Consider the following 23,895-nt stretch of genomic DNA (forward strand, 5'->3'; position numbering starts at 1 on the left):
CTCCTTCTCAGCGGTCGATCAGCAGGCGCAGCCTGCAAAGCGTTTCGAGCGACTCCATCCGGTTCCGCGCCGACTCCAGTGTCGGGCCCCACGTCGTGGCGCCGTGCGAGCCGATGAGCAGGACCGGGGGAGCGTCGGCGGTGAGCCGGGCCGCCACATCCGCGGCGATCCTGGGCACGTCGGCGTGGTTCTCGAACACCGGCACCGACACCGCGTCGGCCAGGCCGAGGCCCTTGATGATCTCCAGGCCCGCGAACTCCACGACGTCGGTGCCGTCGCGGGCGGCGAGGGCGGCGACGGCGGTCGCGTAGGGCGGGTGCGCGTGGACCACGGCGCCCGCGTCGGGGAACGTGGCGTAGATGGCGTTGTGGATCGACGTCTCCGCCGACGGGCGGCCAGGGCCGACCGGGGTGCTGTCGGTGATCCGCACCCGGACCACGTCCTGGCTGGTCATGGCACCTTTGCTGACCCCGCTGGCGGTGATCAGCGCGGTGTCGGCGTCGACCCGGACCGAGACGTTGCCCGCGGTGCCCTCCATCCAGCCCCGGGCGTAGAGCTGGCCCGCTGTCTCGGCCAGGTTGTGGCCGGACGGCTGGTGGATGCCGTCCTCGGTGACCACGGCGGTCACCAGGTGGGCCGGGGTGACGTCGAACGCCGGGTTGTAGGCGGGCGTGCCGCGCGGGGCGACGAGGGTGTCGCCCAGGGTGGTGACCTCGGTGGCGGCGCGCTGCTCGATGACGATGTCGGCGCCGCTGAGCAGCGCCGGGTCGAGCGTCGAGACGGGGGCGACCACGATGAACGGCACCCCGGCGGCCTTGGCGGCCAGCGCCAGTGAGTAGGTGCCGATCTTGTTGGCCACGTCGCCGTTCGCACACACCCGGTCGGCGCCGACCAGCACCGCGTCGACCATCCCGGCGGCCAGGGCGGCCGGACCGGCGGAGTCGACCAGCATCCGGTGGTCGACGCCGATCTCGGCCAGTTCCCACGCGGTCAGGCGGGCGCCCTGCAGCAGCGGGCGGGTCTCGCCGAACAGGACCTCCTCGACCCGGCCGCGCTCGTGCAGCGCGCGGATCGTGCCTAGCGCGGTGCCCCAGGCGACCGTGGCGAGCCTGCCGGTGTTGCAGTGGGTGAGCAGGCGCAGCGGACGGTCACCGCAGAGGCGCAGGACCAGCTCGGCGGCGTGGTCGGCGGCGGCGCGGTTGCGCTCCTCGTCCTCGCTGAGGATGCGCTGGGCCTCGGCCAGCACCGCCGCGGCGCCCTGGGGAAGGTGTTGGAGGACGCGGTCGACGGCCCAGCTCAGGTTGACCGCGGTCGGCCGGGCCTCGGCGATCCGGCGGGCGTCGGCGCGCACGGCGGTCTCGTCGCAGACGCCGTCGGAGGTGTGCTGCTCGGCCGAGAGCGCCACGGCCAACGCGCCCGCGACGCCGATGGCGGGGGCGCCGCGGATGGCGAGGCGCTTGATGGCGTCGATGACCTCGTCGACTGTGCGCAACCGCAGTTCTCGATAGTTATGCGGCAATGCGCATTGGTCCACCGCGACAATGGTGGATTCGTCCCAGGCCAACGACCTCGTCATTCGCACCATCCTAGGCAACATTCCCGAGCGCCTCGCACGTGTCCCAATCTGAAGGACGCGCCGCCGACCGGGAAATGTGAATCATGGTGTCGGGCGGAGATCACACCGATGGCTGTGTACTGCTCCCGCCCCGCCCTGCCAAGTTGTGGCGTCGCCGGACACGACCCGGCCGTCCGACCGTCGAAAGGACACCACCATGTCGACTGAGGCCATGCTCACCAGGCGCGTGCCGCGGGATGAGGCTTCGAACGCCCCCGGGCCCGTCGTGCTCGGCGGTGACGTCGTCGTCGACACCCCGCGCGGGCCGCTCACCTACGCGAACCTGGACTACGCCGCGTCCGCGCCGTGCGCTGTGGTGGCGCACGAGGCCGTCAACGAGCTGCTGCCGTACTACGCGAGCGTGCATCGCGGGGCTGGGGCGCTGTCGCAGCGATGTACGCGGGCTTTCGAGGCGGCTCGGCAGACGATCGGGTGGTTCGTGGGGGCGCGGCCGGAGGACCTGGTCGTGTTCACCCGGGGGACGACCGACTCGCTGAACCTGCTCGCCCATCTGGTCCCGTCCGGCACGCGGGTGGTGACGTTCGCGGGGGAGCACCACGCGAACCTGCTGCCGTGGCGCGACGCGCTCCGGCTGCCGGTGCCCGCGACCCCGGCCGAGGCGGTGGCGTCGCTGGAGCAAGCGCTTGCGGAGCTGGCCGGTCCGGCACTGGTCGCCGTGACCGGCGCGTCGAACGTGACCGGGGAGATCTGGCCGATCGCGGAACTCGCCGTTGTCGCGCACCGGTATGGCGCCCGCATCGCCCTGGACGCGGCGCAGCTGGCGCCGCATCGGCGGGTCGACATGGCTGAGCTTGACGTCGACTACCTGGCCCTGTCGGGCCACAAGCTCTACGCGCCGTTCGGCACGGGCATCCTGGCGGGCCGCGCGGACTGGATGGACGCGGCGACGCCCTACCTGGCCGGTGGGGGCGCGAGTCGGCTTGTCGGCGATCTGGTCGACGACGTGGCGTGGCACCCGTCGCCCGCGAGGCACGAGGCGGGAAGCCCGAACGTGATGGGCGCGGTGGCGCTGGCGGCGGTGTGCGAGGAACTGGACGAGGCCGACTGGACCATGATGGCCGCGCACGAGCACGAGCTGGTGGATCGGCTGCGGGCCGGGCTTTCCACGATTCCCGGCGTGCGTCAGCTCTCGATCTTCGGTACCGCGCACGACCGAGTGGGCATCGTGACGTTCGCCGTCGAGGGGCACGACTCCTCTGACGTGTCCGCGTTCCTGGCGAAGCACTACGGGATCGGCGTGCGGGACGGGCTGTTCTGCTCCCACCCGCTGACGCGCGGACTGCTGAAGGGCGCGTCCTGCTCGGCGCCGACCGCGGTGCGGGCCTCGTTCGGGCTGGGATCGCAACTGGAGCACGTGGACCGGCTGCTGACCGGCGTGCGGGAACTGCTGAGCTAAATGTGTGTCGGTCCTGACCCGTGGGGGGAGTTTGGGTCAGGACCGACACACATGGCACGGCGCCCGCCGGGGGTAGGTTCGGCGGGAACCGAGTCTCTACGCGATATCCGTGCGGGACAGCGCGGCGCTGAGCGCGGTCGCCAGTTCCGACTCCGCTTGGTCCACCGAGCCGCTCGACCGCCAGGCCACGAAGCCGTCCGGGCGGACCAGCGCCGCGCCGTCCGCCGCGACGCCGTAGGTGGCGGGGAAGGCGCTCTCGCGGTCGGTCAGGTCGGTGCCGAAGCGGAACGCGGTCACCGGGACCTCGTTGCGGGCGGCCAGCTTCTGCGCCGCCTCGACCCATGCCTGGCCGTCCGGTCCGGCGAGCAGGACGAAGTCGGCGCCGAAGAGGTCCACAGTGGACTCCAGGTCGCCGTCCAGCCACAGGTGCGGGGCGCGGGTGCCGGGCTCGCCGGTCAGCTGCGACGGGTGGACCGGCTGGCCCGGGGTGTAGCGGTAGCCCAGGGTCATCGCCAGCGGGTCGATGACCTGCGACTTCTGCTCGTCGGTGGCGAAGCCCGCGCGCATGGCCAGGCGCAGGCCGCCCTGGGCGACCGTGAGGCGGGCGATGGGGGCGCGCTCGGCCTCGTAGGTGTCGAGGAGTTCGGCGCCCGCGTGGCCCGCGAGGACCGCGGCGAGCTTCCACGCCAGGTTGTGCGCGTCGTGGATGCCCAGGTTGGCGCCGTAGCCGCCGATCGGGGGGACGATGTGGGCCGAGTCGCCCGCGAAGAACACCCGGTCGACGCGCAGGCGCTCAGCGACGATGCCCGCCATCTCCCACGGCAGGACGTCGCGGATCTCGACGGGGTACTCGGGGTCGCCGATGGCGGCGCGGACCAGCTCGATGCTGCGGTCGACGGTGAAGTCCTCGACCGACTCGCCGTCCTCCGGCTTGTAGGTCACGATCAGCGTGCCCTCGGTGAGGGTGTCGTCGTGGCCGAGCACGGCGGTGAACTCGGGGTTCTCGATCTGGCAGATGGAGAATCGGCGGCCGTCCAGCGGGCCGGTCAGGTCCGCGCGGAACAGGATGCTGACCTGGTGGCGGAACGCGCCGCGGCCGTGGGCGCCGACGCCGAGCTTCTCGCGCAGCGGGGAACGGGCGCCGTCGGCGGCGATGACGTAGTCGGCCTTGATGCGGCGCTCGACGCCGTCGACCCGGTCGACCACGACCGCGTCGACACCGTCGGCGGTCTGCGTCAGGTCGATCAAACCCGTGTTGAACAGCAGTTCCGCGCCCGCGGCGGCCGCGGCGGCGCGGACGATCGGCTCCATGCGGTCCTGGCCGAGCGAGACGTGCTTGCACGGCGTGATGGCGCGCAGGTCGTCGCCGTCCGGGAGGATCTGGCGGCCGATCTCCTTGCCGAGCAGGGACACGACCTTGCCGTTGATGCGGTGGTCGGCGAAGCCCTTGGCCGCCTCGAGCACCTGCTCCTCGATCCCCGCCGCGCGGAAGATCTCCAGGGTGCGCTCGTACCAGCCCCACGCGCGCGGGTGGATGGACGTGCCGGGGTGGCGCTCGACCAGCGTGACCGCCACGCCGGCGTTCGCGAGGAAGAGTGCGCTGGACAGCCCGACCACACCTCCGCCGACCACCAGCACCGAGGTCTTCTGTTCCTGCATCACTGCCCTCCCGGCCAAATGAACCCCGCTCGTCGGACTTCCCTGCAAGGGTGATGCCGACAACTACAAGGCCACTCGAACAGACCTCGAAGCACGCACCTCGAGATGTGTTCCAGTGGCTTTCGAGCGGAAATACCAGGCGGCGGGGCACATTCACCGTCGCCGGACCAGATCGAGCCGAAGGGTGTCAGGCATGGCTAGCGCGATCACCAGTGTCGACAGCGCTGTGGACGGCGAGCGGGGACGGATCTTCCGGGACCAGCCGCGGTGGTTCAGCACCTTGTTCATGGTCGACATGTGGGAGCGGTTCAGCTTCTACGGGATGACCGCGATCCTTTATCTCTACCTTTCCGCGCCCGAGTCCGAAGGCGGCTTCGGCCTGTCGACGACTAACGCGGCCGCGGTGTTCGGCACCTATATGTCGCTGATGTTCATGGGCGCGCTGCCCGGCGGTTGGTTGGCCGACCGCGTGCTCGGCGCGCGCAAGGCCGTGCTCATCGGCGGCAGCCTCATCGCGATCGGCCACTACTGCATGGCCGTGCCCGCCCGGCCGTCGCTCTACGTGGGCCTGCTCTTCGTCATCGCGGGTACCGGCCTGGCCAAGCCCGCGATCTCATCGCTGGTCAGCAGCCCCTACCCGAACGACACCGAGCGCCGCGAGGCGACCATCTCGATCTTCTACATGAGCATCCAGATCAGCGCCTTCCTCGCCCCGATCGTCACCGGCGTGCTGGGGGAGAAGGTCGACTGGCACCTCGGGTTCGGCGCCGCCGCGGTCGGCATGACCTTCGGCCTGATCCAGTACGTCGCGGGCAACAAGCGCTTCGGCGACGTCGGCGTGCTGCCCGAGCGGCCCATCGAGCGCGACCGGCTGTCGGTGGTCAAGCGCCGCGTCGGCTACGCCGCGGCCGTGGTGGCCGTGCTGCTGACCGTCGACGTAGTGACCGGCGCGTTCAAGTTCCAGCACGTCCTCGCGCTGTGCGGGCTGCTGATCATCGTGCTGCCGATCGTGTTCTACCGCGCCCTGCGCCGCAATCCCGCGCTGACCGACGGCGACCGCAGCAGGCTCGTGGCCTACATGTGGCTGCTCGGCGGCACCTCGGTGTTCTGGCTGCTCTACGCCCAGGGCGGGTCGGTGCTCAGCGAGTTCGCCCGCGAGCACACCGACCGCGTCGTGTTCGGCTGGGAGGTCCCGGCGAGCTGGTTCCAGTCGGCGCACCCGCTGTTCATCCTGATCCTGGCCCCGCTGTTCGCGATCCTGTGGCTGAAGATGCGCGGCAAGCTCGACGTGCCGGTCAAGTTCGCGGGCGCGCTGCTGTTCATCGGCGTGAGCTTCCTGCTGATGTCGCTGGCCGCCGCCATGGCCGTCGAGGCCGGGCTGGTCTCGCCCGCGTGGCTGCTGACGGTGTTCTTCCTGCAGGTCTGCGGTGAGCTGGCGCTGGCCCCCATCGCGATCAGCTTCGCCGTGCAGATCGCCCCCGAGGGCTTCACCCACCAGTACCTCGGCCTGTTCTGGCTGTTCGCCGCGCTCGGCGCGGGCCTGGGCGGTCGGCTGGCCGCCTTGGCGGAGAACCTCCCGCTGTCCACCTACTTCCTGGTCTTCGGGCTACTCGCGGTCGTCGCGGGCCTGTTGATCGCCGCGGCCACCGGCAGGCTGCGCCGCAGGCTCGCCGCATGAGCCACCCACCGCAGTGAAAACCTATGAAAGGGACCGAAATGACTGACAAGCGAGTTGCCTGCCTCGGCCTGGGCGGAATGGGCGGCGGCATCGCGGGCAGGCTCACCGACCTCGGCTGGAAGCCGGTGCTGTGGAACCGGTCCATCGAGAAGGCCCAGGCGATCGCCGAGGGCTCCGGCGGCGTCGCGGCCACCCCGGCCGAGGCGGTCACCGGGGTCGACGTGGCGATGCTGAGCCTGGCCGACGAGCCGTCGGTCGAGTCGGTGCTGTTCGGCGAGAACGGCGTGGTCTCGACGCTGCGCAAGGGCGCGATGGTCGTCGACATGTCCACTGTGTCCCCCGAGTACTCCCGCCAGGTCACCGGTCGGCTCAACGAGCTCGGCTTCCGCCGGGTTGAGGCGAACCTGGTCGGCAACCCGATGCAGGCCCGCGCGGGCGAGGCCCGGGTGCTCGCCGGTGGCGCTCCCGAGGACATCGAAGAGGTGCGCGAGCTGCTGACCGTCATCGGCCGCCAGCTCGTCGAACTGGGCGCGATCGGCGTGGCCGCCACGCTGAAGCTCGCCCTGAACGCCCTGCTGGGCAGCCAGGTCGTCGCGCTCGCCGAGGTCGTCAACTACGGCGTCGAGGCGGGCCTTGACCGCGACCTGCTGCTGCGCACGATCGCCGAGAGCGCGTTCAGCTCCCCGGTGATGTCGCACCGCGCGAACCTGATGCGCGAGGAGAAGTACGTCCCGGCGGGCTTCCGTTCGGTGCTCATGGAGAAGGACCTGCGCCTGACCGTCGCGGACGCCGCGATCCAGGGCGTGCAGCTGCCGGTGATCGCCACGGCCGCGCGCCGCTACGAGCGCATGGTGGCCGCGGGCAAGGGCGAACTCGACGCCGCGGCGATCCTGGACCAGCAGTTCGACGACGCGGGCGACGAGTCCAAGACTCAGGTTTCGGCTTAGCCAAAGGCCTTCGAGGCGTCACTGAGTCAGATTCAACCGTCGCCCACCAGATTGGTAAGCGACAAAGGCCGACCCAACGGGTGCGTGCCGTTGAACCGTCAGCGAGAGGTGTGATCGATGTCTGGGTTGGTCGGTTGGGTGGATTTCTCCTCCAGGGATCTGGAGCGGGAATCGTCGGTACTTTCCGCCATGACAGAGACTTTGGCCAGTCGGGGCCCGGACGGGCAGCAGGTGTGGGCCCGGGCGAACGTCGGACTCGGCTACCGCTCGCTGGCGATCGGCTCCAAGCCGACCGGCCAGCAGCCGCACGTCCAGTCCACTGCGGACGGTCAGATCGCGGTGTGCGTCACCGGGACGCCCACGGGCCTCGGCGACCTCGGCGCGTGGCTGCGGGCCAAGGGCCGCGGCTGCGCGCCGGACGCCTCGCCCGCCGAGCTGATCGCCAACGCGTTCCTGGAGGACGGCGCGCAGGCGGTCGTGCGACTCACGGGTGCCTTCGCCATCTCGATCTGGGACGGCCGCAGCGATGAGCTGACGCTGATCCGCGACCGGTTCGGCAACCAGCCCATGTACTACTGGGTGACCGACTCCGGCATCATCTTCGGCTCGGAGCGCAAGGCGCTGTTCGCGCACCCCGACACCGAGGCCGCCGTCGACATCGACGGCATGCGCGAGCTGTTCTCCTACGCGGGCACCGCCGGTCACGGCATCTTCGTCGGCGTCAAGCAGGTGGAGGCCGCGGAGATCCTGCGGTTCAACCGCTCTGGCCTGCGCCGCGAGCAGTACTGGCGCCTCACCACCGAGGAGCACACCGACGACCAGGCCGCCACCATCGCCAAGGTGCGCGAGCTGCTGTCGGACAGCGTCGCCGCGCAGATCGGCGACGCCGACGGGGTGGGCATCATGCTCTCCGGTGGTGTCGACTCCTCCGCGGTGACCGCGCTCGCGGCCGACGCGCTCAAGCGCAACGGCGGCGGTCAGCTGCGCACGTTCACCGTCACCTTCGCCGAGCACGCGAAGAACTTCACCCCCGACGAGGTGTGGGCCACCCCGGACGCGCCCTACGTCAAGGACATGGTCGCCCACGTCGGCGCCGAGCACACCGACGTCGTGCTCGACACCGCCGACATCCTCGACGCCGAGGCCCGCCGCACCACGCTGTCGGCCAAGGACGTCCCCAGCCCGCTGGGCAACATGAACACCTCGCTGTACCTGCTCAACCGCGAGGTCAGCAAGCACGTCCGCGCGGCGCTGCTCGGCGAGATCGCCGACGCGGTGTTCGGCGGGTTCGCCTGGGTGCACAACCCGCAGCTGGCCGCGGCGCAGACCATGCCGTGGATCGCGATGGCGCACTACGGCGGCGGCAAGCACGGCATGGGCGGCGACCTGCTGCACCCCGACCTGCTCGCCAAGCTGGAGCTGAACGACTACTGCACCGCCGCGTGGGAGTCCTCCGTCGCCAAGGTCGAGCACCTCGACGGCGAGAGCGACGTCGACCGGCAGATGCGCCGCATCGGCTACCTCCACCTGACCCGCTGGCTGGAGACGCTGCTGTCGCACGACGAGTCGATCGGCATGGCCACCGGCCTGGAGGCCCGCATGCCGTTCTGCGACCACAAGCTGGTCCAGTACGTCTACAACACGCCGTGGGCGATCAAGTCGTTCGACGGCCAGGAGAAGAGCCTGCTGCGCGCCGCGGTGGCCGACCTGCTGCCCGAGTCGGTCCGCACCCGGCCGAAGAGCCCGTACCCCGTCACCCAGGACCCGGCGTACGGCCAGTGGCTCGTCGACGGCCTCGGCGCGCTCGCCAAGGACCCGTCGTCGCCCGCCGCCGCGCTGATCAACCAGCAGGCCGTGGCCGAACTGCAGGCCGACCACTCGGTGCTCGACAGCGGCCCGCGCGCGTGGGTCGCCCGCGCCAACGTCGAGATGATCCTCGGCCTGGACGCCTGGCTGCGTCAGTACAACGTCCGCGTCGAGGTCTGATCCCGGCCTGATCCCGGCCTGATCCCCAGTAGAAAGACAAAGGAGTCCCCCATGCCGTACGCGGCTATCAGCTACCGGGTGAAGCCCGGTCACGACGAGGAGATCGCGGAGATCTTCGCGAACTTCAAGCGGGTCAAGCGCCCCGAGCTTCGCGACGCCGAGGGCCAGGAGTCGGGCAAGCTGCTCGGCACCGCGGTCTTCATCGACCACGACGTCGTCGTGCGGGTCATCCACTACTCCGGCGAGTTCGCCGACATCGCCCGCAAGATGGCGGCCGAGAGCGGCGTGCACACCCTGGAGAGCAAGCTCGCCCCCTACCTGGCCGAGCAGCGCGACACCACGACGTCCGAAGGCTTCGGCGAGTACTTCCGCAACGCCACCATGCGCTGCATCTCGCAGCTCTCGGTCGAGACTCTGTCGGCGCAGCCGACGGGCGTCTGAGTTTCCGCGGAGTTTCGGCGAAATATGAGGAGGTCGCATGCCCATAGCAGCGATCAGTTACGACATCCTGCCCGGTTTCGAGGACGAGATCGGCGAGATCTTCGCGAACTTCCAGCGTCCGGCGTCGCCCTCGGTGCAGGGTGACGACGGCGCGGAGGTCGCGCGGATCCTGGGCACCGCGGTGTTCATCAAGAACGACACCATGGTGCGCTTCATCGAGTACGAGGGTGACCTCGAAGAGGTCGCGAAGTTCATGGCGGCACAGCCCGGCGTCCAGGCGTTCGAGCGCAAGATCGTGCCGTACCTGTCGAAGCCGCGCGACACCGCGACCCCGGAGGGGTTCGTGCGGACGTTCACCGACAGCACCATGCGCTGCCTGACGCTGCTCGGCTCGACCCGGATCGCCGCGGGGTGAGCCATGGTCGAGGATATTCTTGAGATCGCGGTCGTCCTTGGCACCGGAACGACCACGGGCGCGTTGTTCGCGGTGGCGCTGAGCACGCTGCCCGCGCTCTTCGCGATGCCGCCCGACCGCTACATCTACTCGCTGAAGCTGTTGGGCCGCAACTGGGATCCGACGATGCCGATCATCGTGCTCTCCTCGACGATCATCGCCATCGTGCTCGCGTTCCTGGTGCCGGTGAGCCAGGCGCGGCTGCTGTACGGGATCGGGGCGGCGCTGATGATCGCGGTGTCGATCATCTCGCACTTCGCGAACGTGCCGATCAACAAGCAGATGCGCAAGGTCGACCCGGAGAACATGCCGGAGGACTGGGAGGACCCGCGGCCGCTGTGGCGGGTCTACCACACCTCCCGCACGGTGTGTTCGTTCTTGGCTCTGGGTGTCATCGGCTGGGCCGCGGTGCTCGGCTGAGCTTCAACGTGAACGGGCCTGGTCTCCTTAGGGGGCCAGGCCCGTTTCGGTTTCAGTGGGAGTGCCTGAGTTCAGTGGGAGTGCCCGAGTTGGGCGCGGATCTCGCCGCCGGGGAACTGCGTGGTGTGGACGTTGAGGTGTGGGTGGTTGTGGGCAGCTCAGTGGGAGTGCCCGAGTTGGGCGCGGATCTCGCCGCCGGGGAATTGCGTGGTGTGGACGTTGACATAGGTGGTGCCCGCGTTGACCGCGGCGACCAGCTCGTCGAACTCGCCGGGGGCGATGCCCTGCGTGTTCGGCCCGATGACGTCGACCGGGCGGATGACGCCGGTGATGGTGGCGGGGGCGGCCGGGCAGACCTGCGTGCCTGCGGGTCCGTTGCCGAGGTTGGTGCAGAGGAAGACGCTGATGCCGCCGCTCTGCGCCTTGCCGCCGAAGTGGATGTGGGACTGCGTGATGCCCGCGGCCAGGCTGGAATAGCTCAGCTCGTAGTGGATCTCGCGCGCGGACTCGTCGATCTTCACGTGGAAGGTGCCGGTCCCGGTCGTGGAGACCGCGCCGGGGTCTTCCTGGTAGCCGGACAGCGTCTCGTGCAGGGCGTTGGCGTCGCGCTGGTCGGCGGTGGCGGAGCTGGTGGTCAGTGCCGCGGCGGTCAGAGCCACCAGGGCGAGGATGTGGGTGCGTCTCATGGAAAGCCTCCTCGGGTGAATAGGCCTTCCGGAATTACGCGCCCGGTGCCGCGGCGGTTCAGCGGCGGGCGGAAAGGTTGCCTGGGGCAACCCCTAAGAGCAACGTCACAGCGCTCGAGTACGGCTGGTAAGGCCCTGGTTAACGCGCGAAAGCCCGCGCTCGACGACTCGGAGAGTCGAACGCGGGCTCGCCTCGCCCCAGTAGGGTGAAATCAGGACGTCTTGCTCGCGGCGTCCTGTTTGCTCGCGGCTGACTTCGCCGCGACGCGCTCGGCCTCGATGATCGCGATCAGCTCGCTGACCAGTTCACCGTTGCGCTTGGTGAACTCGTGCAGCATCTCCAGGTCGCGCTCGCTGTAGGACTCCAACAACTCGCGGAAGGCGGCGCCCAGCGGGGCATACGCCCGCTGGACCTCCACCTCGTGGCGGCCGGTGGACTCCACGAACACTTTCCGCCGGTCGTGCTCGTCCCGACGCCGCACGACCAGGCCCGCCTTGCTCAGCCGGTCGAGCACGGCGGTGATCGCCGACGTGCTCATCCCGGTGATGGCCGCGAGCCTGCCCGCGGTCAGGTCGGTCTCGTGTCGTGCCAGGTCAAGGCACATCAGGTCGGTCGAGTTCAGGCCGAAGCCGTCCGCGATCTTCTGATGCAACAGCAGGCTGCGCCCGGCGTTGTCGCGCAGTGTCTGCAGGATCCGCTCCACCAGCATGGCCCGTTCTCTCTGTTAGCCGTGTACCCCTAAAAGAGATACTACGATGGAGTGAGAAGTTTCAAGTGCTTGGACCTTCCGGTTCGATGAAGTACCTTGGGTTGTGGAGGGAAGCGGGTCTGGGCCGCGGTCCAGAGCCGGTGAGAGTTGAAACCACAGGGTGATGCTGGGCGCTACCGCCTGCGCGGGACGTCCACCGGTCCGGTTGGGGTTGATCACGCAGATGTGTCGGAGTTCAACGAGTCGATTATCCCGAGCCTCCACGAGGCCGGCCTGGTTCACCCATGACGCAAATATTGGAAAACGGGGGGTTTTTCAGTGAAGATCAAGTTGCTAGGGCCGTTCAGAGTCATCAGGAACAACAAGGTCGTGACGCCCACGGCGCCCAAGCTGCGCCAGGTGCTCGCCCTGCTCGCGGTGCACACGAACGCTGTCGTGCGCACCGACCAGCTGATCGAGGAGCTGTGGGAGGACCGCCCGCCGCTGAGCGCGGCGACCACCCTGCAGACCTACGTCTACCAGCTGCGCAAGCACTACCAGCTGCACAGCGGGGGGCCGCTGCAGGGCGACGCGGGTGACAACAAGTCGTCCGACCCGATCCCGGCGCTGCGGACCTCGCCGAACGGCTACGTGTTGTCCTTGGGGGAGGACGCACTCGACGCCGACCGGTTCAACCGCCTCGCCGAGCGTGGCCGGGCCGAGCTGGACGCGGGCGACCTCGAAGGCGGCGCGGGCACGCTGCGGGAGGCGCTGCAGCTGTGGCGCGGTCCCGTGCTGGCCGACATCACCGCCGGACCGGTCCTCCAGGCCGCCGTGGTCTGGTACGAGGAACTCCGCAACACCATCGCCGAGCTGCGCATCGACGCCGACCTGCAGCTCGGACGGCACCGCGAGCTCATCACCGAGCTGACCAGGATGGCCGCCGAGCAGCCGACGCACGAGGGGCTGCAGGCCAAGCTGATGCTGGCGCTCTACCGCTCGGGCCGCCGCTCGGACGCGCTGCGGGTCTACAGCAACGCCCGCACCAGCCTGGCCGACCAGCTGGGTCTGGAGCCGTCGCGGGAGCTGCAGCGCCTGCAGCAGGCGGTCCTGGCGGCCGAGCCGTCGCCGGAGCCGACCAAGGTGGCTCGCGAGGTCGTCCAGGCGGCCCGCCCGGCCGCGGTGTCCCCGAGCCAGCTGCCCCCGGGCCTGCCGAAGTTCATCGGCCGCGAGAAGCAGCTCGACGACGCCCAGGCCGTGCTCACCGACCCCGAACTGCAGGCCGCGCGCGTGCTGGTCACGGTCGGCGCACCCGGCGCGGGCAAGTCGACCTTCTGCACACACCTGGCCCACCGGGTCCGCGGTGCGTTCCCGGACGGTCAGTTCTACGCCGAGCTGGTCGGCCGGGACAACACCCCGATCGACCCGTTCACCGTCCTGGGCGGCTTCCTTGGCGCCATCGGCCACCGCGCCGACCAGCTCCCGGCCACCCTGGCCGAGCGCGCCCGCGTGTTCCGCAGCTGGACCGCGGACCGCAAGGTGCTCGTGGTCCTGGACGACGCGGTCGACGAGGAGCAGATCCGTCCGCTCCTGCCGTCCGGCCCCGACTGTGCCACGGTCGTGGCCAGCAGGCGCCGCATGTCGGACTCGTCGATCGCCCGCACCATCGACCTGCCCCCGTTCGACGAGGCCGAGGGCGTCCGGCTGCTGACCGATGTCCTTGGCCGCGCCCGCGTGGCCGGGGACATGGCCTCGGTCCGCGACCTGGTCGAACTGTGCGACGGTCTGCCGCTGGCCATCCGCGCCGCCGCGGCGCAGCTCGACCTGCGCCCGCACTGGCCGATCGGCCGCCTGGTGGCGCGCATGCGCCAGCTCCAGTCGTGCCAGACCACGTCGGACGACGTCCCGATGTTCAGCAGCGTCCGCCGCAGCTACCAGCTGCTCCAGGGCGAGACCCAGTCCGCCTTCCGCACCGTGGCACCCGTGCTGCGGTCGGTGTCCCCTCGCCACGCCGCGGAGATCCTCGGCGTCGACGAGTGGCGGGCGGAGACCCTGCTGGAGGAGATGGTGCAGTTCCAGCTCGCGGAGGTCGACGAGCAGGACGCGGGGGACAACACGGTCTCGGCGTTCCACTACCGGTTCCGTCGTCCGTTCACGGAGGTGGCCAGGTCGCTCGACCGCGCCCCCACCCTGGACATCACCCCCACTCTCGCTCGTCGCGCGGAACCCGCCGTCCCCCAGGCGGCCGGCCTGTCGGCCTAGAGAGATCACACAACTGAATTACGCGCGGGCCCGGGTGACCGGTTCACCTGAACCTGACCTTCTTTGAACAGCTTGCGCCCCAACAGAAGGGCCGCACTCGACGACAAGTCGAGCGCGGCCCTTTGCCTTGGGTCGAGTCTCCAGAATCGCAGCACAACAAGGAACAGGATCGCGACGGGCTCCCGAGGAAGCCCGATTTCGTTGTGGTTGGGCGGTTCCACGCCCGCATCGTCAGTCACTCGGAGCTTGGTCGAGCCGCGCGAGTTTCACCCGATAGTGGCTCGATCTCACCTCAAGCCGCCCGCGACCCCCGCCCAGCACCCTGAGCCCATCACGATTGGGACTAGAAGGGGCACCAGATGGACCACGGCCTGCACGGAAAGCATGTCCTTGTCACCGGAGGCAGCCGCGGTATCGGCCGGGCCACCGTGCACGCCTTTGCCAAGGCGGGCGCCAAGGTCGTCGCCGTCTACCACCAGCCCAGCGAGGCTTCGCAGCAGCTCGCCAACGAGCTCAAGGAGCTCGGCGACGGGCACCTGCTCGTCCAGGCCGACGTCACCGACGCCGCCTCCACCGCACACCTCGCCGAGGCCGTCAGCGCGCATTTCGGTGGCAGGCTTGACGTTCTGGTGAACAACGTCGGTGTCGACGGGCGCGCCGCCTTCGGCGAGCTCGCCGAGGAGGAGTGGCACCGGGTGATGGACCACAACGTCACCTCCGCCTACCTCGTCACCAACAAGGTCCTCGACCAGCTCGTCGAGGGCGCCTCGATCGTCAACATCGGCTCGTCGCTCGCGCTGCGCGGGCGGGCGTTCGGCGTCCACTACACCGCCAGCAAGGCCGCGCTCATCGGGTTGACGCGCGCGCTCTGCAAGGAACTGGGGCCCAAGGGGATCCGGGTCAACCTGGTCTCGCCCGGCGTGACCGAGACCGAGCCCGGTGGCGGCCTTCCGCCGCACGTGCAGCAGATGATCATCGGCATGACCGCGCTCGGCCGCATGTGCCAGCCGGAGGACGTCGCGGGCGCGGTGCTGTACCTCGCGGGTGAGACGTCCAAATACGTGACCGGTTCCACAATCAACGTCGACGGCGGCGTCTAGCATCCCAAAGTAGGGGGCACACCCTCGACTTTCGTCGGGTGTGCCCCCTATCTATGCCCTTATTCGCCCTACCTTGGTCAACCTTTTGGGCGGCCCACGTATCTACTAGTCGGTCGACTGTTCTTGTCTTCACGGATTCGAGTTCTTGTCTTACTGGTCCAGCTTAGTTCGATAGCGTTTCGAGTAGACCTCCATCACCGGCTGACACTGTCATCTCGCTTCGCTTCCACGTCTCGCGTAGGAGTTGCCGTGCATCGCACACTGATCGTCGCCAAGTTGAAGACTTCCGATCCCCAGGAGATCGCGAACGTCTTCGCCGAGTCCGACGCAACGGACCTGCCGCACATGGTCGGTGTGTCCCGCCGGACCCTGTTCACCTTCCACGACCTGTACTTCCACCTGGTCGAGGCCGATGATGACATCACCCCGGACCTCTACAAGGCGCGCAGCCACCCGTTGTACAACAAGATCCACAACGACTTGTTGCCGCTCGTTTTCCCGTACGACCCGAATTGGAAAGAGCCCAAGGACGCGATGGCCAATCCGTTCTACGTCTGGGAAGCCAAGGAAGGTCGGACCCTGTGACCGCCACAACTGAGACCGACGTCGCGGGCCGGGTCAACAACGATAAATTCACCGCCGCGCAGGTTCGCGTCAACCGGGAAGCGGTTGATTCGAACACCCGGCGTGGTGGCGATATCCGGGTGACCCTCAGCCCGAAGACTGTGCGCAGCTGCTCTGGATTCGGTGGAATCCTCAAGCTCGCGCCCGGAGATTTCATCACCGAGCACTACCACCCCTATTCCGAGGAGTTCATCCACGTCGTCGCGGGCGACTTGGAGATGGTCCTCAACGGTGAGCCGATCGCGCTCGGCGCGAACGACTCGCTCATGGTGCCGATCGGCGTGCGGCACCGCCTGGTCAACGTCGGCACCACCGAGGCGCACGTGGTCTTCCACCTGTCGCCGCTGGCGCCGCGGCCGGAGCTGGGCCACGTCGACACCGAAGAAGCGCAGCGGCCAGAGCTGGCCAACCCGGATGTAGGGGGACACCCGTGACGAGGCAAGTCGCAATCACCGGCGTCGGGGTCGTCGCACCCGGCGGCGTCGGCCGCGAGAACTTCTGGGGTCTGCTGACCGCCGGGCGCACCGCGACCCGCACGATCAGCCTGTTCGACCCGGTGAACTTCCGCTCCCGCATCGGCGCCGAGGTCGACTTCGACGCCAAGGCCGCGGGCCTGACGGCGCAGGAGATCCGGCGCATGGACCGGGCCGGGCAGTTCGCGGTCGTCTGTGCCCGTGAGGCCATCGCCGACAGCGGCGTCGACCTGACCGGGGTTGACCCTGGCCGCATCGGCGTCAGCATCGGCAGCGCGGTCGGCTGCACCATGGGCCTGGAAGAGGAGTACGCGGTCCTCTCCGACGGCGGCAAGCGCTGGCTCGTCGACCACACCTACGGCGTCCCGCACCTCTACGGCTACATGGTGCCCAGCACCCTGGCCGTCGAGGTCGCCGCCGAGGTGCGCGCCGAGGGCTCGGTCGGCCTGGTCTCCACCGGCTGCACCTCCGGCCTCGACGCGGTCGGCCACGGCGTGCAGCTGATCGAGGAGGGCTCGGCCGACATCGTGATCGCCGGGGCCACCGACGCGCCGATCTCGCCGATCACCTCGGCCTGCTTCGACGCGATCAAGGCGACCTCGCCGAACAACGCCGACCCCGAGCACGCCTCGCGGCCCTTCGACAACACCCGTGACGGCTTCGTCCTCGGCGAGGGCTCCGCGGTCATGGTGCTGGAGGACCTGGAGTCGGCCAAGGCGCGCGGCGCGCACATCTACTGTGTCGTCGGCGGCTACGCCTCGCGCAGCAACGCCTTCCACATGACCGGCCTCAAGCCAGACGGCCGCGAGATGGCCGAGGCCATCCGCGTCGCGCTGGCGGGCGCCAAGCTCGACGCGTCCGATGTGGACTACATCAACGCGCACGGCTCGGGCACCAAGCAGAACGACCGGCACGAGACCGCGGCGTTCAAGGCGAGCCTCGGCCACCGCGCCTACGAGATCCCGGTCAGCTCCATCAAGTCGATGGTCGGGCACTCGCTCGGCGCGATCGGCTCGATCGAGGTCGCCGCGTGCGCGCTGGCCCTGGACCGGCAGGTCGTGCCGCCCACGGCCAACCTGCACACCCCGGACCCGGAGTGCGACCTGGACTACACGCCGCTGACGGCGCGGGACCACAAGATGGACGCGGTGCTCAGCGTGGGCAGCGGGTTCGGCGGGTTCCAGAGCGCGATGGTGCTCGCCCGCCACTAGGGCTGCGAGCGCGGGGGCCACGGGCTCTCACCTGAAGACACCAACATGGAAGGGCATTGAGGCATGAGTCCCACAACCGCGGTGGTGACCGGGCTCGGGATCGTCGCGCCGACCGGCCTGGGCATCGAGGAGCACTGGCAGGCGGTGCTCGCGGGCAAGAGCGGGATCAGCCGGATCACCCGGTTCGACCCGTCCGAGTACCCGACCAAGCTGGCCGGTGAGGTCGCCGGGTTCACCGCCAAGGGGCGGGTACCCGGCCGACTGATCCCGCAGACCGACCACTGGACCCACATGGCGCTGTTCGCCGCCGAGTCGTCGCTGGCCGACGCGGGCGTCGACCCGACGCAGCTGCCCGAGTTCGAGATGGCCGTGGTCACCTCGTCGTCCTCCGGCGGCACCGACTTCGGCCAGCACGAGATGGAGCGGCTCTACCAGAACGGCCCGTCCTGGGTCGGGGCCTACCAGTCCATCGCGTGGTTCTACGCGGCCACCACCGGCCAGATCTCCATCCGGCACGGCATGCGCGGCCCCTGTGGCGTGCTCTGCGCCGAGCAGGCGGGCGGCCTCGACGCGATCGGCCAGGCGCGGCGGCTGCTGCGCACCCAGTCGCAGCTCGTCGTCACCGGCGGCACCGACAGCTCGCTGTGCCCCTACGGCCTCGTCGCGCAGCTGCCGACCGGCCTGCTGTCCACTTCGGAGTCGAGCGACCGCGCGTACCTGCCGTTCGACACCGAGGCGGCGGGCTACATCCCCGGCGAGGGCGGCGCGATCCTGGTGACCGAGCGGGAGAGCACCGCGACCGCCCGCGGCCTGGGCAAGGGCTACGGCACGATCCTGGGCTACGCGGCGGGCTTCGACCAGTCCGAGCGCACCGACCGCAAGCCGGTGCTCGCCGGAGTCATCCGGCGCGCGCTGGACGACGCCCAGCTCAACACCACTGACATCGACGTCGTCTTCGCCGACGCCACCGCCGACCCGCGGCTGGACCTGATCGAGGCCGACGCGATCACCGAGGTGTTCGGCGCGCGGGGTGTCCCCGTGACCGCGCCGAAGACGCTGACCGGGCGGCTGTTCGGCGGCGGTGCCCCGCTCGACGTGGCCACCGCGCTGCTGGCGCTGCGCGACGGCGTCATCCCGTTCACCGCGGGCCCGAACCGGCTCGCGAACGGCATCGACATCGACCTGGTGCTGAACACCCCGCGCGAGGCGCAGTTGCGTCACGCCCTGGTGCTGGCCCGCGGCTACGGCGGCTTCACCGCGGCGATGGTCGTCGGCAAGGGCGACCGCAGCCCGGCCTGAGAACTCGAAGAACAACTACCGAAGGAGTACCAGTGAACAAGTTCGACCTGGACGACCTGCGCGCGATCATGCGCGAGAGCGCGGGCGTGGACGAGGACATCGACCTCGACGGCGACATCGCCGACATCGAGTTCACCGAGCTGGGCTACGACTCGCTCGCGGTGCTGGAGCTGGCGAGCCAGGTGCAGCGCAAGTACGGCGTGCCGATCCCGGACGAGGCCGTGCACGAGATGCCGACCCCGCGTGCGGCGGTGGAGTTCATCAACAAGCAGTTCTCGATCGCGGGGGTCTGACCGACATGTCCGGCCACACCGACAATTCGATCCTGATCGACGCGCCGCTGGACTACGTCTGGGAGCGCACCAACGACATCGAGGCGTGGACCGAGCTGTTCAGCGAGTACTCCATCGCCGAGATCATCGAGCAGCGCGGCAACACCTTCCGGTTCAAGCTCGCCCTGCACCCCGACGAGACCGGCAAGGTCTGGTCGTGGGTGTCGGAGCGGACGATCGACCCGGAGACGCACACCGTGCGCTCGGCCCGCGTCGAGACCGGCGTCTTCAAGTACATGGCGCTGTTCTGGGAGTACACCCAGACCGACGACGGCGTGCTCATGCGCTGGGTCCAGGACTTCGAGATGAAGCCGTGGGCGCCGCTGGACGACGCCGGGATGACCGAGCGCCTGAACACGAACACCGCCGTCCAGATGAAGCTGATCAAGGACAAGGTCGAGGCCGAGGCCAAGGCCCGGGTCTGATCTCTCCGGTCTGAAACGAGTAGGGAGGTAGCTGGTGCTCGCGGTCCTCATTCCGTTGGTACTGCTGATGAGCGGTTTGTCGGCCGGGGTACTGCTCGGCACGCAGCTGGGTGGCTTCCCGCTGCTTGCCGCCCTGCCGACGGACCGGTACGTGCACGCGCACGCTTTCTTCGCCACCCGGTATGACCCGTTCATGCCGATCTGTTTCGTCGGGACGGTCCTGGGCGACATCGCCCTGGCCATCCTCGCCCCCAAGGCGGCGGCCTCGGCGATCTACGCGCTGGGCGCGCTCTTCGCGCTCGCCACGGTGTCGATCTCGCTGATCAAGAACGTGCCGACGAACAAGTGGGTCCAGACCCTCGACCCCGAGAACCTGCCCGAAGGCCCGGACTACGAGGGCAAGCGGGCGGACTGGGGCCGGTGGAACCGCAATCGCAGCTACCTCGCGGTGGCCGCGCTCGTGGCCAACTGCGCCGCGTTGGCCCTGCTGTTCTGAACAGCGTGTTGATCTGAACAGCGCTGTTGATCTGACAATCAGAACGATGTTGGAAGGAAACGCAATGGATCTGGGCCTCAAGGGAAAGAAGGCGCTGGTCACCGGCGGCGTCCGCGGTGTGGGCCGCGGCATCGTGCTGGCGCTGGCCAAGGCCGGTGTCGACGTCGTCACCTGCTACCGGCAGGACAGCGAGCTGGTCGAGTCGCTTCGCCGTGAGCTCAAGGAGATCGGCGGCCAGCACCACGTCATCCAGGCCGACCTGGCCGAGCCCGAGCAGATCACCGAGTTCATGACCGAGGTCAAGAACCAGTTCGGCACCCTCGACCTGATCGTGAACAACGCGGGCACCATCTCGCACGTGCCCTACGGCCAGCTCGAGCTCGACGAGTGGCTGCGCATCCTCAACACCAACGTCACCGCCGTGCACCTGGTCATCCAGCAGGCGCTGCCGTTCCTGGCCGAGGACGCCTCGATCGTCAACATCGGCTCGAAGTCGTCCGAGGTGGGCATCCCGCTGCGGTCGCACTACACCACCACCAAGGCGGCGCTGCGCGGTCTGACCCGCTCGCTGGCCAAGGAGTTCGGCACCAAGGGCCTGCGCTTCAACGTCCTCGCGCTCGGCGTCATCGAGACCGAGGCGCTCGACGCCATGCCCGAGGAGCAGCAGGCCATGATGCGCAAGCGCTACAGCGAGAAGACCGCGCTGGGCCGCCTGGGCACCCCGGACGAGGTCGCGGGCGCGGTCCTGTGGCTCGCGTCCGACCTGAGCAAGTACGTCACCGGCGCCACCATCCACGTCGACGGAGGTATCTCCTAAATGTCCGCCGCAACGCAGACCTACACCGCGTACCGGGTCATGCTCCGCATGGAGATCAACCCGGGCATGGAAGCCGACTTCGAGCGCGTGTGGACCGAGGTGGGCGACTCGGTCACCTCGCACCCGGCCAACCTGGGCCAGTGGCTCTCGCGCAGCCAGGACGAGGAAGGCGTGTACTACATCGTCTCCGACTGGGTGGACGAGCCGCGGTTCCGCGAGTTCGAGCTGTCCGACCGGCACCTGGACCACCGCCAGAAGCTGCACCCCTACCGGTCCAAGGGTTCCATGGTGACCATGAACGTCGTGGCGCACCTGGCGTCCTCGGCCACCGTGAAGACCCACACGGAGTGGGAAGCCGCTCAGGCATGAGTGGCAAGGAAGTCCGGATCTTCATCTACCACGCCACCGACGACGTCGAGGGTGTCGAGCAGGCCTACCACGAGGTGAGCAAGGAACTCGTGGGTGTGCCGGGGATGCTGGGCAACGACCTCATGCGGTCGGTCCACGACCCGCTGGGGTTCGTGGTGATGAGCCGGTGGGTCGACATGGACGCGTTCAACGAATGGGAGCAGGGCCCGGCCCACAAGGGCCAGACCTCGGCGTTGCGCAAATACCGCGACACCCGTCCCGGAGCTGTTCCGTTCGCGCTCTATGAGGTCACCGCCAGCTACTGATCGACAGTTTCGGGAGGGTGTTGGACCGGCCAGGCCGGGGGACACCCTCCCGCTGTCTTTTCAGGGGGATGGATAGGGGTTACGCGATGCGTGATTTGACCGAGGAAGAAGAGGAAAGGCTGCGCCAGTGGTGGCGGCAGGTGTTTGCGGCCTGCGGATACGGCCTGGTGGTGATGGGTTCGTTCGGCAGCGGCGTCCCGCTGTCGAGTGAAGAGTCGAATGAAGAACAGGCTTCCGAACGATTGCCTGTTCCTACTGAAAGTACTACTCGAAAGTAACTGATCAAGGCTGAGAGTTCTCTCAATTCCGCTTCGATCGCGCCTCTAGGTGACAAAGGCAACATCGACACAGGAACTTTCGTGCCAGGGGCAATTGGTCCTAATCGGACACTCGCCGGGAACGTGAAGGGGAATCTCCATGACGACGGCTGTGCCGCTCGAACCGGCCAAGCAGCAAAGCGATGCCGCGGGGTGGGTGCGCTGCGAGCAGTGCCGCACGCTGACCTATGGCAAGCGCTTCGCCCGGGAACTGCGGGTCTGCCCGTTCTGTGGTCGACACCATCCGGTGGAGCCCGAGTTACGGCTCGAGCACCTGCTCGACGCGGGCTCGGCCAGGGTGATCGAGGTCGCCGACACGGTGCGCGACCCGCTCGGGTTCACCGACTCGAAGTCCTATGTGGACCGCAGGCGGGACGCGGAGCGCCGCTCGGGCCGCACCAGCGGGGTCATCCCGGTGCGCGGCCTGATCGAGGGTCAGCCCGTGGTCGTGGCGGTCATGGACTTCGGCTTCCTCGGCGGCAGCCTGGGCAGCGCCGAGGGTGAGGCGATCACCGCGGCGGCCGAGGCCGCGCTCGCGGACAAGTGCCCGCTCATCGTGATCACCGCCTCGGGCGGCGCGCGGATGCAGGAGGGTGCCCTCTCGCTGATGCAGATGGCCAAGACCAGCGCCGCCTTCGCGCTGCTCGACGAGGCCGGGCTGCTCACCATCACCGTGGTCACCGACCCGACCTACGGCGGCGTCTCGGCGTCCTTCGCCACGCTGTCGGACATCGTCATCGCCGAGCCGGGCGCCCGGATGGGCTTCGCCGGGCCGCGCGTCATCAAGCAGACCGTGCGCCAGGACCTGCCGGAGGGCTTCCAGACCGCCGAGTTCCTGCTGGCCACCGGCATGATCGACGCCGTGGTCAAGCGCGGCGACCTGCGCGGGGTGCTCTCGCGCCTGGTCGCGGCGGCCAGCCACCGCGCCGGGCCGGAGGCGATCTACGGCGAGGAGCCGGAGAAGGTCGTCATGCGCGGCGCCGAGGACCTGCCCGCGCACCTGGCCGGTCGCCCGGCGTGGGACGCGGTGAAGCTGGCGCGCGAGCTGCAGCGGCCGACGATGCTCGACCACGCGGGCCAGTGGCTCGACGGGTTCTTCGAGCTGCACGGCGACCGCCTCGGCGGCGACTGCCCGGCGATCGTCGGCGGCATCGGCTGGGTGTCGGGCCGTCCCGCGGTCGTCGTCGGCCACCAGAAGGGGCACACGACCGGCGAGCTGGTCCGCCGCAACTTCGGCATGGCCACCCCGGCGGGCTACCGCAAGGCGGCCAGGCTGTTCCGCCTCGCCGAGAAGCTGACCATGCCGGTCGTGACGCTGATCGACACCGCGGGCGCGTACCCGGGCATCGAGGCCGAGGAGAAGGGCCAGTCCATCGCGGTCGCGGAGAACATCCGGCTGATGTCGCGGCTGCCGGTCCCGATCCTGGCGATCGTCACCGGTGAGGGCGGCTCCGGCGGTGCGCTCGCGCTGGCCGTGGCCGACAAGGTGCTGATGCTGGAGAACGCCACGTACTCGGTCATCTCGCCCGAGGGCTGCGCGGCGATCCTGTGGAAGGCGCCGGAGGCGGCCAGCCAGGCCGCCGAGGCGCTGCGCGTCGCCGCGCCGGAGCTGCTGCGGCTCGGCGTGGTCGACGGCATCGTCCCCGAGCCGGAGGGTGGTGCCCACACCGACCCGACGTCGGCGTCGGAGCTGGTGCGCCAGGCCGTGGCGGAGCTGTTGCATGAACTGTCCGATGTGGAGCTTGACGAGCGCTTGGCCCGCAGGCTCGCGCGGTTCCGCGGCTTCGGTGTGGTCGCCCAAGGCGGTAGCTGAGATGCGCTGTGTGGATTGTCCGATGTGGAGCTTGATCAGTGTGGTTGCTCAAGACGGAGG

General features: G+C 69.2%; 25 protein-coding genes and 1 pseudogene. 21 read left to right on the forward strand and 5 right to left on the reverse strand.

Annotated elements, in window-relative coordinates:
- Window positions 1-7: 7 nt before the first annotated feature.
- Window positions 8-1,576 (reverse strand): S-methyl-5-thioribose-1-phosphate isomerase, encoded by a 1,569-nt coding sequence (gene mtnA, locus ACSHT8_RS30720; protein ID WP_436494894.1) that lies wholly within the window; start codon window positions 1,574-1,576, stop codon window positions 8-10.
- 196 nt (window positions 1,577-1,772) lie between these two features.
- On the opposite strand from mtnA, the gene ACSHT8_RS30725 reads away from it, so the two are divergent.
- Window positions 1,773-3,032 carry an aminotransferase class V-fold PLP-dependent enzyme gene (locus ACSHT8_RS30725; protein WP_436494896.1) on the forward strand — a complete coding sequence of 420 codons (1,260 nt, stop codon included), beginning with the start codon at window positions 1,773-1,775 and terminating at the stop codon, window positions 3,030-3,032.
- 96 nt (window positions 3,033-3,128) lie between these two features.
- On the opposite strand, the gene ACSHT8_RS30730 is transcribed toward ACSHT8_RS30725, so the two are convergent.
- Window positions 3,129-4,691, reverse strand: coding sequence for an FAD-dependent oxidoreductase (locus tag ACSHT8_RS30730; RefSeq protein WP_436494898.1), 1,563 nt, complete (start codon window positions 4,689-4,691; stop codon window positions 3,129-3,131).
- 193 nt (window positions 4,692-4,884) lie between these two features.
- Between ACSHT8_RS30730 and ACSHT8_RS30735 the strand changes: the two genes are divergently transcribed.
- From ACSHT8_RS30735 to ACSHT8_RS30760, 6 genes are all read left to right on the forward strand, one after another.
- On the forward strand, window positions 4,885-6,369 hold the full coding sequence (locus ACSHT8_RS30735) for a peptide MFS transporter (RefSeq protein WP_436494900.1): 1,485 nt from the start codon (window positions 4,885-4,887) through the stop codon (window positions 6,367-6,369).
- A 38-nt stretch (window positions 6,370-6,407) separates the two neighbouring features.
- Window positions 6,408-7,316, forward strand: coding sequence for an NAD(P)-dependent oxidoreductase (locus tag ACSHT8_RS30740; protein ID WP_436494902.1), 909 nt, complete (start codon window positions 6,408-6,410; stop codon window positions 7,314-7,316).
- Window positions 7,317-7,433: 117 nt separating this feature from the next.
- The gene (gene asnB / locus ACSHT8_RS30745; protein WP_436494904.1) at window positions 7,434-9,302 is read left to right on the forward strand and encodes an asparagine synthase (glutamine-hydrolyzing); all 1,869 of its coding nucleotides are present in this window, start codon (window positions 7,434-7,436) and stop codon (window positions 9,300-9,302) included.
- A 51-nt stretch (window positions 9,303-9,353) separates the two neighbouring features.
- Window positions 9,354-9,743 (forward strand): SchA/CurD-like domain-containing protein, encoded by a 390-nt coding sequence (locus tag ACSHT8_RS30750; protein WP_436494906.1) that lies wholly within the window; start codon window positions 9,354-9,356, stop codon window positions 9,741-9,743.
- A gap of 37 nt (window positions 9,744-9,780) precedes the next feature.
- Window positions 9,781-10,158 carry a SchA/CurD-like domain-containing protein gene (locus ACSHT8_RS30755; RefSeq protein ID WP_436494908.1) on the forward strand — a complete coding sequence of 126 codons (378 nt, stop codon included), beginning with the start codon at window positions 9,781-9,783 and terminating at the stop codon, window positions 10,156-10,158.
- Window positions 10,159-10,161: 3 nt separating this feature from the next.
- Window positions 10,162-10,617, forward strand: a complete 456-nt coding sequence (locus ACSHT8_RS30760; RefSeq protein WP_436494910.1) for an anthrone oxygenase family protein — start codon at window positions 10,162-10,164, stop codon at window positions 10,615-10,617.
- Between the two features lie 71 nt (window positions 10,618-10,688).
- Here ACSHT8_RS30760 and ACSHT8_RS30765 read toward each other — a convergent pair.
- From ACSHT8_RS30765 to ACSHT8_RS30775, 3 genes and pseudogenes are all read right to left on the reverse strand, one after another.
- Window positions 10,689-10,757, reverse strand: a pseudogene (locus tag ACSHT8_RS30765) (CHRD domain-containing protein); the annotation flags it as partial.
- A gap of 18 nt (window positions 10,758-10,775) precedes the next feature.
- Window positions 10,776-11,303: a CHRD domain-containing protein gene (locus ACSHT8_RS30770; protein ID WP_436494912.1), complete on the reverse strand. Its 528-nt coding sequence runs from the start codon at window positions 11,301-11,303 to the stop codon at window positions 10,776-10,778.
- 212 nt (window positions 11,304-11,515) lie between these two features.
- Window positions 11,516-12,013, reverse strand: coding sequence for a MarR family winged helix-turn-helix transcriptional regulator (locus tag ACSHT8_RS30775; RefSeq protein ID WP_436494914.1), 498 nt, complete (start codon window positions 12,011-12,013; stop codon window positions 11,516-11,518).
- Window positions 12,014-12,331: 318 nt separating this feature from the next.
- On the opposite strand from ACSHT8_RS30775, the gene ACSHT8_RS30780 reads away from it, so the two are divergent.
- From ACSHT8_RS30780 to ACSHT8_RS30845, 14 genes are all read left to right on the forward strand, one after another.
- A complete protein-coding gene (locus tag ACSHT8_RS30780; RefSeq protein WP_436494916.1) occupies window positions 12,332-14,254 on the forward strand; it encodes a BTAD domain-containing putative transcriptional regulator in 1,923 nt (640 codons plus the stop codon).
- A 359-nt stretch (window positions 14,255-14,613) separates the two neighbouring features.
- Complete coding sequence (locus ACSHT8_RS30785) at window positions 14,614-15,354, forward strand: SDR family NAD(P)-dependent oxidoreductase (RefSeq protein WP_436494918.1); 741 nt, start codon at window positions 14,614-14,616, stop codon at window positions 15,352-15,354.
- 249 nt (window positions 15,355-15,603) lie between these two features.
- Window positions 15,604-15,939: a TcmI family type II polyketide cyclase gene (locus ACSHT8_RS30790; protein WP_436494920.1), complete on the forward strand. Its 336-nt coding sequence runs from the start codon at window positions 15,604-15,606 to the stop codon at window positions 15,937-15,939.
- The gene (locus ACSHT8_RS30795) at window positions 15,936-16,412 is read left to right on the forward strand and encodes a cupin domain-containing protein (RefSeq protein WP_436494922.1); all 477 of its coding nucleotides are present in this window, start codon (window positions 15,936-15,938) and stop codon (window positions 16,410-16,412) included. The genes ACSHT8_RS30790 and ACSHT8_RS30795 overlap by 4 nt, the downstream gene beginning before the upstream one ends.
- Window positions 16,409-17,662 carry a beta-ketoacyl-[acyl-carrier-protein] synthase family protein gene (locus tag ACSHT8_RS30800; protein ID WP_436494924.1) on the forward strand — a complete coding sequence of 418 codons (1,254 nt, stop codon included), beginning with the start codon at window positions 16,409-16,411 and terminating at the stop codon, window positions 17,660-17,662. Before ACSHT8_RS30795 ends, ACSHT8_RS30800 begins: the two co-directional genes overlap by 4 nt.
- Before the next feature lie 63 nt (window positions 17,663-17,725).
- Window positions 17,726-18,961 (forward strand): ketosynthase chain-length factor, encoded by a 1,236-nt coding sequence (locus ACSHT8_RS30805; protein ID WP_436494926.1) that lies wholly within the window; start codon window positions 17,726-17,728, stop codon window positions 18,959-18,961.
- 32 nt (window positions 18,962-18,993) lie between these two features.
- Complete coding sequence (locus tag ACSHT8_RS30810) at window positions 18,994-19,254, forward strand: acyl carrier protein (protein WP_436494928.1); 261 nt, start codon at window positions 18,994-18,996, stop codon at window positions 19,252-19,254.
- Between the two features lie 5 nt (window positions 19,255-19,259).
- Complete coding sequence (locus ACSHT8_RS30815) at window positions 19,260-19,718, forward strand: SRPBCC family protein (RefSeq protein WP_436494930.1); 459 nt, start codon at window positions 19,260-19,262, stop codon at window positions 19,716-19,718.
- 34 nt (window positions 19,719-19,752) lie between these two features.
- Window positions 19,753-20,214 (forward strand): DUF1772 domain-containing protein, encoded by a 462-nt coding sequence (locus ACSHT8_RS30820; protein ID WP_436494932.1) that lies wholly within the window; start codon window positions 19,753-19,755, stop codon window positions 20,212-20,214.
- A gap of 64 nt (window positions 20,215-20,278) precedes the next feature.
- The gene (locus ACSHT8_RS30825; RefSeq protein ID WP_054044450.1) at window positions 20,279-21,031 is read left to right on the forward strand and encodes an SDR family NAD(P)-dependent oxidoreductase; all 753 of its coding nucleotides are present in this window, start codon (window positions 20,279-20,281) and stop codon (window positions 21,029-21,031) included.
- The gene (locus ACSHT8_RS30830) at window positions 21,032-21,400 is read left to right on the forward strand and encodes an antibiotic biosynthesis monooxygenase family protein (protein ID WP_436494934.1); all 369 of its coding nucleotides are present in this window, start codon (window positions 21,032-21,034) and stop codon (window positions 21,398-21,400) included.
- Window positions 21,397-21,705 carry an antibiotic biosynthesis monooxygenase family protein gene (locus ACSHT8_RS30835; protein WP_054044455.1) on the forward strand — a complete coding sequence of 103 codons (309 nt, stop codon included), beginning with the start codon at window positions 21,397-21,399 and terminating at the stop codon, window positions 21,703-21,705. The genes ACSHT8_RS30830 and ACSHT8_RS30835 overlap by 4 nt, the downstream gene beginning before the upstream one ends.
- Window positions 21,706-21,791: 86 nt before the next feature.
- Window positions 21,792-21,983, forward strand: coding sequence for a hypothetical protein (locus ACSHT8_RS30840; protein WP_436494936.1), 192 nt, complete (start codon window positions 21,792-21,794; stop codon window positions 21,981-21,983).
- A 139-nt stretch (window positions 21,984-22,122) separates the two neighbouring features.
- Complete coding sequence (locus tag ACSHT8_RS30845) at window positions 22,123-23,835, forward strand: acetyl-CoA carboxylase carboxyltransferase subunit alpha (RefSeq protein WP_436494938.1); 1,713 nt, start codon at window positions 22,123-22,125, stop codon at window positions 23,833-23,835.
- Window positions 23,836-23,895 lie beyond the last annotated feature (60 nt).

The sequence above is a fragment of the Actinokineospora sp. HUAS TT18 genome (assembly GCF_051364635.1).
Classification (GTDB): domain Bacteria; phylum Actinomycetota; class Actinomycetes; order Mycobacteriales; family Pseudonocardiaceae; genus Actinokineospora.